This window comes from Streptococcus oralis (assembly GCF_016028255.1).
In the GTDB taxonomy this organism is placed as follows: domain Bacteria; phylum Bacillota; class Bacilli; order Lactobacillales; family Streptococcaceae; genus Streptococcus; species Streptococcus oralis_AC.
In genome coordinates this window covers 869,171-885,608 of record NZ_CP065707.1, presented here as the reverse complement: position 1 = coordinate 885,608, position 16,438 = coordinate 869,171, and the positions used below count along the sequence as shown (strand labels likewise).

Here is a 16,438-nt window from a genome sequence, read left to right as displayed (position 1 = left end):
TTTCTTTTCAAGATAGTCTTCCGCAGTAGCGCATAAACGCATAAAGAGGCAGTAAGTCCCACTTTACTCTTCATAAACAACTTACTCGCCACTTGAACAAAATATTCTTTTTTAAAGCACTACCAAATGGATCTCGTCTAATTCTCTCCGTTGGGTCTAATAATTCTTTAAATTTTTTTGATTTCCATGACGAATCTTCATTGAATCTTGAAAAAATAATACTTGGAAAATCTGCTTGTATTATCATTCTAACCTCGTTATCTTACCTTCTGTATAATCAATTGATATTCCTGGAGAAACATTTGGAATAAAAACATTAATGGACAGTTCTTCATCAATAGAGATAGCTTGAATTTGAATACCTATAGGTATTTTATCAATTTTTGTTTTATAAATTAATTTTGATTTATACAAAATATTTTTTCCATTTTTTATTATTTCTTCAAGCATATTCTCAAAATAAGACTGACTATAATAATTGAGACGTTGAAGGTTTATATTACTCCATGCTGTTTGAACAAACAAAATTTTCTTATTTTTATTATAAATATTTCTAACAAGTTCATTAGCTAATGAATGACCAATAATATGTCCTCTATGAAAATATTTTTTTGCAAATATATCTGAAGCAACACATTCCCAATTGACTGGATCCTTTAATTTCTTTCTCTTCTTGCTTCCCAAAGTATCCAAACTTTCCCCAGTTAGATATGCTTCACAAATATATGGTTGCTTATTTAAATCCATTGATAATTCAAGTAACTTATGTTTTTTAATATCAAATCCGCTACGTTCAATCGATGGAATTCCATACTTAGATGTTTCACGATTAATTATAAAATAATTTTCTTCAGTAATTACATCGGCATATTCAACTGATTTATAATCCAATAAGCTTTCCAATTCAGTTTCATCTGATACTCCTAGTAATCTAAATATTTCTTCTTTTCTCATAGTTCAACTCCACAATTCAGTCAAAATAACATCATCACTATTCGGTCTAATGATTTCTTCTTTATCTACTTTCACAAATACTGGAACTTGAATAGCATTACCAGTAATTATAACCTCTCCTTTACCTAAACTAGGAATTTTATTAAAGGAAGTTTTGTCCAGCGTAGGCATAGTATTCAGCAACATTCGTAAATCATTATCATTAACCAATCTATGGATGAAATAATTATGAACTTGTGAAAGAATAGTCGGTGAAATATCGGCCGGTCGTTGACTAGATAAAGTTAAGTAGAAACCAAATTTTCGTCCTTCCTTAATGATTTCCTCAAAAATATTTAATCTATAGTCCTGCCAAGTATCTCCTACTGAATGATTCTGAGCATTTAAAATATTATGTGCTTCATCAATAATCAAATGACTAGTACAGGTGACATCTTTTCCAGCTATTTTCGTTTTCTGTTGATCATATATCATCTTAGAGATAAGCATAGGAATTAATCTAGTGATTTCCTGATTAGCATGTACAAGATTAATAATATTTAGACTAGAAAAATCTCCCTCAATACTCTCTTTAACCTCAACAACTTTCTTCAAGCTATTCAGAGCTGTATCAATCCTATGAAATAAAGGATTAATATGCTCAATATTAGTTGATTTCCAAGTACTATAGTGAACTTTCTGAAAATCTAAAAAGAACTTTAATTTATCTATCAAGTCCAAAGAATCAAAACTTTCTGCAAGTTCTTGTCTAATTTCATCTATCTGTAACTTTTTTTCTATCTGTTCAGTTAAATCAGACTTATCATTTAAATAAATATGTTCTTCTCCCTGAGTGTAATAAGCTTTTGTTGTTGCATAATAAGTTAACGAGGAAACTTGAATAAATATTCCCCAGTTTTCTTTTGCTATGTATGATTTTGCTACTTTGATCCAATTATCCCTTGAATCAGATAATGCTGCATCTCCCGTTGTAAGAATTTTTTTCAACGTTCCAACCACAAATTTCGCAATAACTTCTCCAGTATGTTCTTTTTCATTCCACTCTTTCATTGCTTTCCTAAGAAATGGAACTTGAGTTGCTGAAGAAGCGCCAAATAAAATTGAAAGGATATCTGGATCAAAAAGATATTTCTCAGTAATAGGGATTTTCTTTGATGTTTTACTCCTAGTTTTAACATTAAATACTTTTTTATGGGTACCGGCCACACCAAAACTATCATCTTTCGTATATTCACCATTAAAATCAATAATATAAAATTTTGAATACTTTAAAATATTTTCTCGATATTCTGACCGAAAGAGTTCTAAGAATAACTTATGCAAAGTATTTGACTTACCACTACCAGTATTCCCAAACACACCAATATGAGAAGCAAATATTTTATTAATCGATAAAGGAACAACTTGACCTTCTAAGATTGACTGTCCAATGGAAATAGTTGGCTCAGACTTATTAATCCCATATATTAATTCTAAGTCTTTTTTTGAAGTAATACATACTTCATTTCCAATCATAGGTACATATTGACTTGTTACTTGGAATTCACCGTTTTCAATAACACCTTTAGTTTTTAAATGAACGATTCGATTTATAGAATTCTTTGAAAAACGATTATCAAATTCTGTGCTTCTAATTGTATTTTTTTGATCAGCAACTTTTTCAGTAACAACAGAAGCGATAATTTTTACATTGTTCTGTAAAATTGTTAGATATGCTCCAATTTTTGCTCCTTGTAACACGTCACCATGCCATAGGTACTCTGCATCATTAGATAAATGATACATTCCAACTTGAGAAATATCCCCATCAACACCTACTATTACACCTAATTTTTTGATACTCATTTTCATTCTAACTGCTCCTCAAAAGATACATCTCTAAGCAACTCAGTTAGATTGCTAATATCGAAACTAAACCATTCACTTCCATCGTCACTTTTTTGCTTTGATTTATACTTTTCCTCTAATTCATTAGGTGCAATGACATTCAAATTTCTTGGACAATCACTGAGGCCCAAATTTGTTAATATTTTTTGTTTATCAGATTCAGAATAACAAAATATAAAGACATTTAATTCAGGATTTTTCAAAGATCTGTTCAACATTTTAGCAATATGTTTATCTTGAAATGAGAATCCAATAACAATAAGAATAGATTGTTGTTTATCTAACTCAAGTTGAAATACTCTTAGCATGTCATGAAAATGATTGTTTAGAAACGTTTCTTGACCCTCTAAGCCCGTTGGTTTAACTACTACAGGATTTTCAACTACACTTTGCCTTATTAAAATATTGTCCTCTTGCCCTCTTTCCCAGTTCATCGAACCATGTGGTTTAATCAAAGATAATGTAGGAAGTTCATTAAGGTAATTATCATTTAATCCCCTATATGCAACAGACTTATTATAGTTAGCACTATCTAAAATTCTATTAAAATATCCATTACTTCCATCATTAAAAACAAATGATTCATATTTCATCAATTCATCCAGTGACTTCTCAATAAAGAGATCGTAGTTAGTAGTAAAAATATTGATATTTTTTGTCACTTGTCTAGAATTTGCATGGTAAAGAAGTTGAAGTACAACTTTAATAAATTCAGAATATCTTTTTAAAACTGCTTTAATATTATCTTCATCATTGGCGTTGCTAGTATCTTCAAGAACTTTCATTGAAGCTGCTTTATTATTTTCTTCATCATTAGCATTACTAATATCTTCAAGAACTTTCATTGAAACTGCTTTAACTTTATCAGATAGTAAATTATTAGCTTCCTCATCTGAATTATCTTTACTTTTGAAAAAAGACATTAAAGGTATGGCTGGAACTGAAGTCCCTGATCCAATTAGAAAATTAAGCCTCTTAGTCATTGCAAAATAACGCAACTGTTTTATATCAAATTTTTCAACCATATTTGTTCCTCGAATAAGAATAAAATACTTTCCTCTATCTCCCAACCCTCAACGGCTCAATCACTTCTTCGATGAGTTGGGTATAGGCTTCTTTGATTTGTTTTTTATAGAGGAGTGGATTGAGGGCATCTGTCACCTCAACTTTATAGTCCTTGTAGCGCTGACTCTTAGTCAGTTGACTTTCTCCTAGTTGTTTTTTAGCTCCCTTGCGGTAGTGATTGACATAGTAGCGGAGTTCGTCTTCACCCACATACCAAGTCTTACTAAAATCTTGGATATGTTGCTGGATGACTGCTTCAATCATCTGGTCAAGAATATTGGCGATAGATTGACCTCTGTAGCGTTCAGGATTTGCCTGTACTTCTTGCCAAAGCTCTGAGATGATTTGCGCGAGATTTGGATTGGTCTTCTCCAGACTTTGGATATAGGTATCCACTGCTTCTCTGTCCTGTGCACTGAGACTCTTTTCCTGGCTTTGCTCTTGCTCAATCAGGCTTTGGATCAAGGTCAGGATATAGGCGTAGTTAATCTCATCCACTTGGATAGACTCTAGTTCATAGTGAATATCAAGGGGTTCCCCATCCTCATCATCATCATCTCTTCGACTTTTTAATTCTGCAAGGATATTTTGATAAAAGCCTAGATAGTTTTCCAATTCTTCTGCGCTTAGTCCTGTCTGGGCATAGATTTCTTCCTCATCATACTCTTTATACACTCGGATAGAGGCTAGATATTTATCAAAGACTTGATAGGCCTTGGCGAGCTTTCTCAACTCAGGTGTAGAGATTTGCTCGATTTGAAGGCCTTCCTCAGGATCATCGGTGATGAGATTTTGGAAATCACTGCAACTCCGCAAAAAGTTTCTCTTTTCCTCTTCCCAGCTCGGAGCTAGGACCTCATTTTCTCCACCATTTGAGTAGAGTTTAAGGGCATTATCGACTGCTTCCTTAAAGTCTAAAGGCTTTTGGAAGGTGATGATATGACCATAGGTCTTACTGGAGTCAAAGATACGGTTGGTACGACTAAAGGCCTGAATTAAATCCTGCGGTTGCATTGGTTTACGATCGATAAAGAGAGTCGATAGACAAGGAGCATCAAATCCAGTTAGGAGACGATTGACCACGATAACCAAGTCCAACTGTTCATTGCGATAGAGATACTTATCCTGTTTCCTAGCTAGACGGTTATTGACATCTGTATTAAAACCACGAAGATCCGCCATGGTAAAGTGGGTATCAAACTCTTGGTTATAGTCCTCTAGGACCTGCTTCATGTGGTCTTGGTTGGCTCTTGACTCTTCTTCATTTTCAGTGACAGAGTAAGTGATGGTCGCCTTTGGAAAATCCGGAAGGACCATCTTGACTCTCTCAGATACCTTGACTCGTGTCTGACCAGCCTTGACTCTTTTGAGAAGGTCATAGTAGGCTTGGGCTTGAGGGATGGACTTGACCGTCAGGATGGCATTGTAGGTATTGCCCACTCCCTTTTGGAAGCCTAGCTGTTGGCGCGATTTATTGATAATGGCATCCAAGACTTCTAGCATGTGCTCCTCATCCTCGTAGACAGTATCTGGTACGTCATTTTCAGATTTATCCGTGATGAGGGTATTGCGATAGTCTACCTTAAAGCCTAGGACAGCTCCGTCATGGATGGCTTCCTTGACCGTATATTCATGGAGACGATCTCCATACTGTTGCTGGGTGATTTGGGCAAGGTCACCGACCTGCTGGCGTTTATTTTCCTTAAAGATAGGCGTTCCTGTAAATCCATACCAGAGCGACTGTTGGAAAAAAGTCTTAATGTCCTTTTGTGTTTGTGGCGTAACAGCACGGTGGCATTCATCCACGACAAAGGCCACTCGGAGTCCTTTGATTTTATCCGCATCTTTTTGGTAAAGACCTTGGTCAAACTTGCGCATCATAGTAGTGATTTTCTGGATGGTGGTCACTACGACACGCTTATCATTACTTCCTAATCGCTTGACCAAATCATGGGTATTGTCCGTCTCGTCAATATCAATGACATCATTGGTCGCATAGGAGAGGAAAGATGAAGTGGTTTGTTGGTCCAAGTCCCTGCGGTCAACGACAAAAATCGTCTTTTGGATTGATGGAATTTGAAGGAGATTCCTCGCCACCTTATAGGAAGTCAGGGTCTTTCCTGAACCAGTTGTATGCCAAACGTAGCCAGAATCCTGACGGCGCGAAGCTTCCTGCACCGCTTCGATAGCATGGATCTGGTAGGGACGCAAGAGGATAAGAGATTTCTTGCTATCATCAAGGACAGAATACTGCATGACCATCTGGTGAGCACGAGGGATAGAAAGGACTTCATGGGCAAAACTGGTCAAGTTTGTCACAGGATGATTGTCCTTATCCACCCACTTGGTTAGAAATTGTTTGTTGAGTTTATTTTCACGAGCTGCAGCGATATAGCGAGTATCTACCTTGTTGGTCACAACAAACATCTGCAAGCTAGAGTAGATGCCACGGAATTTACCTTCACGATCATATTTTTTTATCTGGTGAAAGGCATCGATAAACGCAGCTTGGGAACTCTTGAGCTCGATTTGAATCATGGGCAAGCCATTGATGAGAAGAGTAACATCCAGTCTACGGTCTTGGTCCAGAGGATTCGCCTTGTCTCTCTCAACTTGGTTAACAACTTCATAGCTAGACTTACCAGCTGCGATATTGTCTCTCCAGATGACTGACAAACGGATGGTGCCTAAGCTAGCATCTTCTCTTTGAACTTCGACTTTAGCAATGCCATTTTCACCTACCAACCACTTAGCAGCATCATAGTAGCTGACAAAGTTCAGTTGGTTCTGAATCTGACGTTTTTCCTGCTCTGTCAATGGATGGTCTGCTAGTAGAGCAACATTGTTTTGAGCCAGTTTCTCAAAGAAATTGTCCCATAGTTGTTCTTCTGTTTTGAGGTCTTCTCTATAAGTCCATTGGCTTTCCCCAGTTACCAGTTGGTTGATCAGTTGTTTTTCTATCTCCAGTTCTGGTTTTACTTGCATCATTCTCTCCTTTATAATGCACAATTTTACTATATTATATCATGTTTCAGATGGATTTTCCCATACGCCCCTACTCCAACTGGCTTTTAACCTTCTTCTTAGTCAAGATACGGTCGTTTTTGTTAGAGAGAGCTTTGATACGAGCTTCGAGAAGGATTTTCCGTCCGGCCTCTGTTCGTGTGTAGACGAGGTGATAGCGTCCGATAGTTGGCGTCAGAAAGTCAAGGAATTTCTGCGCTTCTTCCTTGCGCTTGTCAAAAAGACTAGGCACGACATAGTAAGGTGACTGACCTTGTCGGACTTTCTCTGCCTTCAAGAGATAGCGCTGATTGTCCACTGGAGCAAAGAACTCTCCCACAGTCTGCACAAACAGCTCCTTGTCCCTCATGCTTCCTCCCTTGAGATAGGCGAAAACCATATAATTTTCCTTGTCCTCCTCTACCTGAACACGGGATTGATCGTCCGTTAGATGCCCCGAATCTAGCAGAACCTTTCGGATCTGCTCACACAGAGATTGCAAGCGTTTATAGGGACTCTTATAGGAGAGGTAGCGCCAAGATGCAAAGGACAAAAAGAGGAGACAGGCTGCTGTAAGCCACCAAACTCCAGTCAGTCTCATTCTAAACAACAAGACCAACAAATCCACTGCTAACAGCAACAATGACATGCGAACCCATTTTAATGCATCAAACTGGAGCATGATTGGAATTTTCTGTTTTTGAGTCGCAACTTCAGTGACAATCTCAAATCGATCTGCCATTACGAGAGAATCGTACCATTTTTTGCGCAAACCTGCTCGATCCTTGGATAACATCTTAATCCGTTCGTTATACTCTCTGATTTGCTTTTTCTTAAAAGGGGGCTTTGGAAAATCCAAACGATCCAAACCAGTCTCAATACTCTCCTGATTATAGGCCAGTCCAAGAAAATGTTCCATCCGTCGCGACAGGGTTTGCAGATCCTGATTGCTATCTAGCGTCGGCTCTTCTCCGGAGAGTGTGATGAGCGGCTCCGATTGAACGGCTACCAAATGCCAGATATTGCTAGTCTTTTCTGGATGTCCTTGCCAGGTACGAATGGCACGTCCACGCATCTGATTACTCAGCATAAAGCTCCCCACAAAACTTCCAAGGATTAAAGAATTGACACAAGGGGCATCCCAACCCTCTCCGAGGAGAGATTTGGTTCCAACTAGGACTTGGATCCGACCGCGTTGGAAAAGTTCCGTCACCGCCGCTACAATACCCTTAGCCGTACTAGGGAATCCCACCAGCACATAATCCTCTTGGTCTAACTGACCAATAGACGAAAAACTAAGATGAACCTGAGGCAAGAGTTCCTTCAACTCTGCTGCCACATTGATGGGAAGAATAACGACACTCCCTGACAAGACAGCCAAAGATACAGATATCTCATGCTCCTGAGCTTTCCGACGAATGCTTTCAAAATAGGGGAGAACTCCCAACTGAGAAATTGTTGCCTGATTATCTCCCAGATAGGTGGCAAAATCCTTGCGAATATAGTCAGCTAAGACGAGTTGTCGCAAATCTTGTCCCATACTTTTATACTCAGTCAGAAAAATATCTGCAATACCAGACAATTTCCCCAAAGACTGATTTAAAATCTTGTCCCTAGACTTGGACTTGACTAGAAAAACCTGTCGCTGTTCGATCAACCCCCGTGCTTTCAAATCGGATTCTAACTTTTCCCTAAATCCATTTGGATCCTCATACCAATCTGGAGTTTGATAGAGAACGCTCTGCAACAACAGCTCGAGCCAGTAGGAATTCACCTGAGGCAGACGTTTCGCCCCCAAAAGATTCTCTAAAGAGTCAGGAATGGTCAAGCCCTGAGAATGCATAAAGATTAAAATAGCCGACAAGTACTTAGGGTCTTCTAGTAGAACATCAGATGAAATGTCTCCTTTGAGTACCTTTGAACCTGACACTAGAGCTTGAAAGTCAGGATTGACCAAAAGCTGATGGATATACTCCCACTTTCTATCTTCAAACTGCCTGAGGTGTTCCGACTCTTCAGCTGTTGGTGAACAGATATAAACAAAATCCTGATGAGGACAGAGGGTGTTTTCTTTTACTAGCTCTGGAACGGTGATCTCTTGGTCAATCTCTCCGCACATTTTGATATAGCGTTCCCAGAGTTCAGGCTCGCTGTCATAAGGTGGTGTCGCTGTCAGGGAGATGACTTGCAGCTGTCCATACTGCTTACGAAAATCTTCTAGACTTCGCCACCATTCATTGCGTAGATGGTGGCATTCGTCTAGGCAGAAAGTCCCTACTCCCTGCTCTTTTAGACTAGCAAGTAGGTTAAATCCTGTAAAATCTTCTATCTCTCCTTCTTCCTTGGAGTTAATCTGATTCATAGCACTATGAAAGGCTTGATAGGTCACAATCGTTAGTGCCTTCATCTCCTTTAAGTTTTGGGAAACGAGATCTGAAATCTTCTGTTCGTTCTCTAAAAAGGCTGTTTGGATCCTATCTACCCATTGTTCACGAATGGTGACAGTTGGAACCAAGACAAGGGCTGGGTTGCCAAAACGAGCGATCAGCTCGATACCAATGGTGGTCTTTCCAGACCCTGGTGCTGCCACTAGGTGAACATGGCCATCTGTTTGATAGCTCTGAAAACGATCTAAGACTTCCTTTTGGTACTTTCTCCATCTTCCTTTAAAATTTAAATCTAACATTTCTTTCACCGTTATATCTCTTGACTTACTTCTTTAATTGTACCACACTTATATAAAAAGCAAGATAAGGAATCAAATTAGTCTTTATAAGAAAAATATGGTATAGTAGAATCATACTATCTATAAGGAGTTTCTATGTCACAGGATAAGCAAATGAAAGCTGTTTCTCCCCTTCTGCAGCAAGTCATCAATATTTCGTCTATCGTCGGGGGAGTCGGCACCTTGATTTTCTGCATTTGGGCCTATCAGGCAGGAGTGTTACAGTCCAAGGAAACCCTATCGGCCTTTATCCAGCAAGCTGGGATTTGGGGACCACCACTCTTTATCTTTTTACAGATCCTACAAACCGTTGTTCCGATCATTCCGGGAGCTTTGACCTCAGTGGCTGGGGTCTTTATTTACGGCCACATCATCGGAACTATCTATAACTATATCGGCATCGTGATTGGCTGTGCCATTATCTTTTACCTCGTCCGTCTCTATGGGGCTGCTTTTGTCCAGTCGGTCGTCAGCAAGCGCACCTATGACAAGTACATCGGTTGGTTAGATAAGGGCAATCGTTTCGAGCGGTTCTTTATCTTTATGATGATCTGGCCAGTTAGCCCAGCTGACTTTCTCTGCATGCTGGCTGCCCTTACCAAGATGACCTTCAAACGCTATATGATTATCATCGTGTTGACCAAGCCCTTTACCCTAGTGGTTTATACTTATGGTTTGACCTATATTATTGATTTCTTCTGGCAGATGTTTTGAGAATAGAAAAATCCGTTTGGTGTCCCAAGCGGATTTTTAGAGCATAGATAGACTATAGCTTGATACTAAATATACTTTGGTATGGAAATCATGCCTATTTTTCGATAGCGAAGCGAGGACTTACCTAGCCTTTCCACCGTGATAGAAAGGACTGAAATCTAATGATTTCAGGTGTTGGAAAACTTTGAGACATTAGGCTCAAAGTTTAGGTATGGAATTTCGAGGAAAGTCGCTACCGTCCGTAATCACTTAAGGGAAGGCTCAAAAAACATTGTCTTCAAACAAAACATCCGCTTGGGCAACCAAACGGATGTTTTGTTTGTTTTATTTTGCGACACTTTTAGCAAGGACAAAGTTCCCAAGTGTGGCAGAACCATTGCCTGCGACTGCTGGAGTCACGATGTAGTCACGCACATCTGGTACTGGTAGGTAGCCATTGAGAAGAGCTGTGAATTTCTCACGCACACGGTCCAGCATGTGTTGTTGGGCCATAACGCCACCACCAAAGACGATCACATCTGGACGGAAAGTCACAGTAGCATTGACCGCAGCCTGAGCGATATAGTAGGCTTGAACATCCCAGACAGAGCTGTTGAGTTCGATGTTTTCGCCACGAACACCTGTACGAGCTTCTAGACTTGGTCCAGCCGCAAAGCCTTCCAAACAACCCTTATGGAAAGGACAGACGCCGTTAAATTCTTTTTCTACATCCATTGGGTGTTTAGCCACATAGTAGTGACCCATCTCAGGGTGACCGACACCACCGATAAACTCACCACGTTGGATAACACCTGCACCGATCCCTGTACCGATCGTGTAGTAAACCAAGTTTTCGATACGGCCACCAGCATTGTTACGAGCAACTACTTCACCATAGGCAGAGCTATTTACGTCTGTGGTGAAATACATGGGTACGTTGAGGGCACGACGGAGAGCCCCAAGTAGGTCTACATTTGCCCAGTGAGGTTTTGGAGTCGTTGTGATAAAGCCATAGGTTTTTGAGTTTTTGTCGATATCGATCGGACCAAATGAACCGACAGCAAGACCAGCAAGATTATCGAATTTTGAAAAGAACTCGATGGTTTTATCGATAGTCTCGATAGGAGTTGTTGTTGGAAATTGTGTTTTTTCCACAACATTAAAGTTTTCATCACCGACAGCACAGACAAACTTTGTACCGCCCGCTTCTAAGCTTCCATATAATTTTGTCATGATAAACCTCTTATCTTTGTTTTCTCTATTATAGCACATTTTAAAGGGCTAGATTTCTCAATATTTTAGATTTTCCTCTGTAAATCTTACCATCCAAGTAAAAACGAACAAACATAATATTTGTTCGTTTTATTTTTAAATCTGATTTTCGAAGAGGACTAGGCTTTCACTTCGATGATAGCGTCACCCTTGACAACTGAACCGCTTGCGACTGGTGTTACAGAAGCGTAGTCTGCTGTGTTGGTTACGATAACCATTGTTGTGTCGTCAAGACCTGCAGCAGCGATTTTGTTTGAGTCAAAGGTTCCGAGAACATCACCAGCTTTGACCTTGTCGCCTTGAGCAACTTTTTGTTCAAAGCCTTCACCGTTCATAGTCACCGTGTCGATACCAACGTGGATCAAGATTTCAGCTCCGTTTGCTGTCTTCAAACCGTAAGCATGTCCTGTAGCAAAGGCGATTGATACTTCTGCATCAGCTGGTGCGTAAACCACGCCTTGGCTTGGTTTCACTGCAATCCCTTGTCCCATTGCACCACTTGAAAAGACTGGGTCATCAACATTCTCAAGGGCAACTACGTCCCCAACGATTGGAGTTTGGATTGTTTCATTTTGAGGAGCTACTGGAATGTTACCAGTTGTTTCTTCTTGAACCAAACGTTCTGTCGCTACTTCGCTAGCAACTTCTTCTTCGTCCTCGTAACCAAACATGTAAGTAAGTGCAAAACCAAGAACGAATGATACAGCTACCATAAGGATGTATTGGAATAATTGACCGTTACCAATGTACAACATTGTACCAGGGATGATGGTGATACCATTACCAGTACCAGCAAGACCAAGGATTGAAGCCAGTCCACCACCGATAGCACCAGCAATCAATGAAAGGAAGAATGGTTTACGGAAACGCAAGTTCACCCCGAAGATAGCAGGCTCTGTAATACCGAGGAAGGCAGAAAGAGCAGCTGGGAAAGCAAGTGTTTTCAGTTTAGGATTTTTAGTTTTGACACCAACGGCAACAGTTGCAGCCCCTTGAGCTGTCATAGCTGCAGTGATAATGGCGTTGAATGGGTTGGCATGATCGGCAGCAAGCAATTGCACTTCAAGCAAGTTGAAGATGTGGTGTACACCTGATACGACAATCAATTGGTGAACCCCACCAATCAAGAAACCACCAAGACCAAATGGCAAGCCAAGAATCGCTTTTGTACCGATAAGGATGTAGTTCTCAACAACATGGAAGACTGGTCCGATGACAAAGAGTCCAAGAATAGACATAACCAGAAGTGTCACGAACGGTGTCACCAAGAGATCCAAGACATCTGGAACCACTTTGCGGAGAGCTTTTTCAAACTTGGCTCCGACTACCCCGATGATAAAGGCTGGAAGAACAGAACCTTGCAAACCAACAACAGGAATGAAGCCAAAGAAGTTCATAGCTGTTACTTCACCACCTGATGCTACTGCCCAAGCGTTTGGAAGTGAACCAGAAACCAGCATCATACCGAGAACGATACCAACGGCTGGATTTCCACCAAATACGCGGAAGGTTGACCATACAACCAAACCTGGCAAGATGATGAAGGCTGTATCTGTGAGGATTTGGCTGTAAATGGTAACATCTTCTGGAAGTGTCATTCCAAGAGCATTCAAGAGACCACGAACACCCATGAAGAGACCAGTTGCTACGATAACTGGGATGATTGGCACGAAAACGTCACCGAAAGTACGGATAGCACGTTGGAACCAATTTCCTTGTTTAGCAGCTTCTGCTTTCATGTCTTCTTTAGAAGATGTTGGCAAACCAAGCGCAACGACTTCGTCGTACATCTTGTTTACTGTACCAGTACCAAAGATAATTTGGTATTGACCTGAGTTAAAGAAAGCTCCTTGAACTTTATCCAAGTTCTCAATCACTTCCTTATTGATTTTCCCTTCATCTTTGACCATGACACGTAGACGAGTCGCACAGTGGGCAACACTGTTGACATTTTCACGTCCGCCAAGGGCTTCGATGACCTTTTTTGCAATATCCTGATTGTTCATTTGCAAAAATCTCCTTATAAAAATTTTGTTCTTGTTTGAAAGCGATTTTATTCGCCCTACGACTATTATTTTATCATGTTTCTAAAATATGTCAAGCGTTTTGCAGAAATTTTTATTTCCTTTCTTTTTTCTCTGATTATTTTTGCTTGTTTTTGAGGGATATTCTCTTTTTCCTCAAAAAAATATCTTTATATTAGAGGATTCAAAGCTTTTTATTTACATTTTCTTTCATTTTTTCGTGAAAATTTGCCAGATTTCCTTTACTTGATTTCTGGTAATCGTTTGACATATTTTTCTCTTTTTTAACATAAAAGACTTGCTTTTTTTGCCGAAAACGTTTACTATTAATAATAGAATAGAACTTATGGAGGAAAGATAAAATGGAATGGACAACTGAGCGCCGTTACAGACGCTATGAAGACTGGTCTAATGATGAAATCAAGCAAATCAAGGAAAAGATGGCACAATCTCCTTGGCATACTTGTTACCATGTCGAGCCTAAAATGGGGCTTCTCAATGATCCAAATGGCTTTTCTTATTTCGATGGCAAATGGATTCTCTTTTACCAGAACTTCCCCTTTGGTGCAGCCCACGGGTTGAAGTCTTGGGTGCAGCTTGAAAGTGATGATTTGGTACACTTTACAGAAACTGGAGTCAAAGTTTTGCCAGATACTCCGTTGGATAGCCACGGTGCTTACTCTGGTTCTGCCATGCAGTTCGGCGATCAGTTGTTTTTATTTTATACTGGAAATGTCCGTGATGAAAATTGGATCCGTCACCCTTACCAGGTTGGTGCCCTGATGGATAAGAATGGCAAGATTACAAAGATTGACAAGATCTTGATTGACCAGCCAGCAGACTCTACAGACCACTTCCGTGATCCACAAATTTTTAACTTTAAGGGACAATATTATGCTATCGTCGGCGGACAGGACTTGGAGAAAAAAGGCTTTGTTCGTCTCTACAAAGCTGTGGACAATGACTATACAAACTGGCAGGCAGTTGGCGATCTTGACTTTGCTAACGACCGCACTGCCTACATGATGGAATGCCCAAATCTGGTCTTTGTAGGGGAGCAACCTGTCCTTCTCTACTGTCCACAAGGATTGGATAAGAGTGTTCTAGACTATGATAATATTTATCCAAACATGTACAAAATCGGGGTTTCCTTTGATCCTGAAAATGCTAAAATGGTAGATGTGTCTCCATTGCAAAATCTAGACTATGGTTTTGAAGCCTATGCAACTCAAGCCTTCAACGCTCCAGATGGACGTGCACTAGCAGTAAGCTGGCTTGGTTTGCCAGATGTTTCTTACCCATCTGACCGTTTTGACCACCAGGGAACCTTCTCATTGGTCAAAGAACTCACTATCCAAGATGGCAAACTCTACCAATATCCTGTCGTAGCCGTCAAAGAACTTCGTTCTTCTGAAGAGGTCTTCTCAAATCGTACTCAAACCAATAACACCTATGAACTGGAGCTCAACTTGGAGGCCAATAGCCAAAGCGAGATTGTCTTGCTCGCTGACAAAGAAGGCAAGGGGCTTTCAATCAACTTTGACCTTGTCAATGGACAGGTAACTGTGGACCGTAGCCTGGCTGGTGAACAGTACGCCCAAGAATTTGGTACGACTCGTTCTTGCCCAATCGACAAGCAAGCTACTACTGCCACTATCTTCATCGACAAGTCGGTCTTTGAAATTTTCATCAATAAAGGAGAAAAAGTATTTTCTGGTCGTGTCTTCCCACATGCGGATCAAAATGGTATCCTGATCAAGTCTGGAAATCCAACTGGAACTTACTATGAATTAGATTATGGTCGCAAAACTAACTGATGTCGCAAAACTTGCAGGCGTCAGCCCTACTACCGTCTCACGGGTCATCAATAAAAAGGGGTATCTATCTGAGAAAACCATTCAAAAGGTAAATGAAGCCATGCGAGAATTGGGCTACAAACCCAACAATCTGGCTCGAAGCCTCCAAGGAAAATCTGCCAAGTTGATTGGACTTATTTTTCCAAACATCAGTCATGTCTTTTATGCGGAGTTGATTGACAAGTTGGAACACCAACTCTTCAAGAATGGCTACAAGACCATCATCTGTAACAGCGAACATGACTCTGAAAAAGAACGGGAGTACATTGAAATGCTGGAGGCCAATCAGGTAGACGGTATCATCTCAGGAAGTCACAACTTGGGAATCGAGGACTACAATCGTGTGACAGCACCGATTATTTCCTTTGACCGAAATCTATCACCTGACATCCCTGTCGTCTCCTCTGATAACTACGGTGGCGGGGTCCTCGCAGCCCAAACTTTGGTCAAGACTGGCGCTCAGTCTATCATCATGATTACAGGAAATGACAACTCTAACTCACCGACTGGACTGCGCCACGCTGGCTTTGCATCCGTACTCCCAAAAGCACCTATTATCAATGTTTCGAGTGACTTTTCTCCCGTCAGAAAAGAAATGGAGATCAAGAATATCTTGACCCATCAGAAACCAGATGCGATTTTTGCTTCAGATGATTTGACAGCTATCCTGGTTATCAAAATCGCTCAGGAGCTGGGAATTTCTGTTCCTGAAGAGCTCAAGGTCATCGGTTATGATGGGACCTACTTTATCGAGAACTACTACCCTCATCTGACAACGATTAAGCAGCCTATGAAAGAGATTGCCCAACTCACTGTTGATCTCCTCTTGCAGAAGATTGAAGGTAAAGAGGTCGCGACAACTGGTTATTTCTTACCAGTTACATTATTACCAGGAAAAAGTATTTAATACTCTTCGAAAATCTCTTCAAACCACGTCAGCGTCGCCTTACCGTACTCAA

Annotated in this window: 10 protein-coding genes; 3 read left to right on the top strand and 7 right to left on the bottom strand. The window is 40.3% G+C overall.

Annotation, left to right across the window (positions count from 1 at the left end):
• Nucleotides 1-243 precede the first annotated feature (243 nt).
• The 5 genes from I6G42_RS04315 to I6G42_RS04295 form a co-directional block, all read right to left on the bottom strand.
• Entirely contained in the window at nt 244-954 is a 711-nt protein-coding gene (locus I6G42_RS04315) for a hypothetical protein (RefSeq protein ID WP_050562293.1), read from the bottom strand.
• Between the two features lie 3 nt (nt 955-957).
• Nucleotides 958-2,805, bottom strand: coding sequence for an ATP-binding protein (locus tag I6G42_RS04310; RefSeq protein ID WP_000784066.1), 1,848 nt, complete (start codon nt 2,803-2,805; stop codon nt 958-960).
• Nucleotides 2,802-3,866 (bottom strand): SIR2 family protein, encoded by a 1,065-nt coding sequence (locus tag I6G42_RS04305; protein WP_000229487.1) that lies wholly within the window; start codon nt 3,864-3,866, stop codon nt 2,802-2,804. Before I6G42_RS04305 ends, I6G42_RS04310 begins: the two co-directional genes overlap by 4 nt.
• Nucleotides 3,867-3,900: 34 nt before the next feature.
• The gene (locus tag I6G42_RS04300; protein ID WP_038804829.1) at nt 3,901-6,894 is read right to left on the bottom strand and encodes a type I restriction endonuclease subunit R; all 2,994 of its coding nucleotides are present in this window, start codon (nt 6,892-6,894) and stop codon (nt 3,901-3,903) included.
• A 67-nt stretch (nt 6,895-6,961) separates the two neighbouring features.
• Complete coding sequence (locus I6G42_RS04295; RefSeq protein WP_038805612.1) at nt 6,962-9,595, bottom strand: DEAD/DEAH box helicase family protein; 2,634 nt, start codon at nt 9,593-9,595, stop codon at nt 6,962-6,964.
• A gap of 135 nt (nt 9,596-9,730) precedes the next feature.
• Between I6G42_RS04295 and I6G42_RS04290 the strand changes: the two genes are divergently transcribed.
• On the top strand, nt 9,731-10,348 hold the full coding sequence (locus I6G42_RS04290; protein ID WP_000076173.1) for a TVP38/TMEM64 family protein: 618 nt from the start codon (nt 9,731-9,733) through the stop codon (nt 10,346-10,348).
• Nucleotides 10,349-10,672: 324 nt separating this feature from the next.
• Here I6G42_RS04290 and scrK read toward each other — a convergent pair whose 3' ends face one another.
• A complete protein-coding gene (gene scrK / locus I6G42_RS04285; protein WP_000164292.1) occupies nt 10,673-11,560 on the bottom strand; it encodes a fructokinase ScrK in 888 nt (295 codons plus the stop codon).
• A gap of 158 nt (nt 11,561-11,718) precedes the next feature.
• Nucleotides 11,719-13,605, bottom strand: coding sequence for a sucrose-specific PTS transporter subunit IIBC (locus I6G42_RS04280; protein WP_038804828.1), 1,887 nt, complete (start codon nt 13,603-13,605; stop codon nt 11,719-11,721).
• A gap of 380 nt (nt 13,606-13,985) precedes the next feature.
• Here I6G42_RS04280 and I6G42_RS04275 point away from each other — a divergent pair, with 380 nt between their 5' ends.
• Nucleotides 13,986-15,440 carry a sucrose-6-phosphate hydrolase gene (locus I6G42_RS04275; RefSeq protein ID WP_038804827.1) on the top strand — a complete coding sequence of 485 codons (1,455 nt, stop codon included), beginning with the start codon at nt 13,986-13,988 and terminating at the stop codon, nt 15,438-15,440.
• A complete protein-coding gene (locus I6G42_RS04270) occupies nt 15,421-16,386 on the top strand; it encodes a LacI family DNA-binding transcriptional regulator (protein ID WP_000225991.1) in 966 nt (321 codons plus the stop codon). Before I6G42_RS04275 ends, I6G42_RS04270 begins: the two co-directional genes overlap by 20 nt.
• Nucleotides 16,387-16,438: the final 52 nt, after the last annotated feature.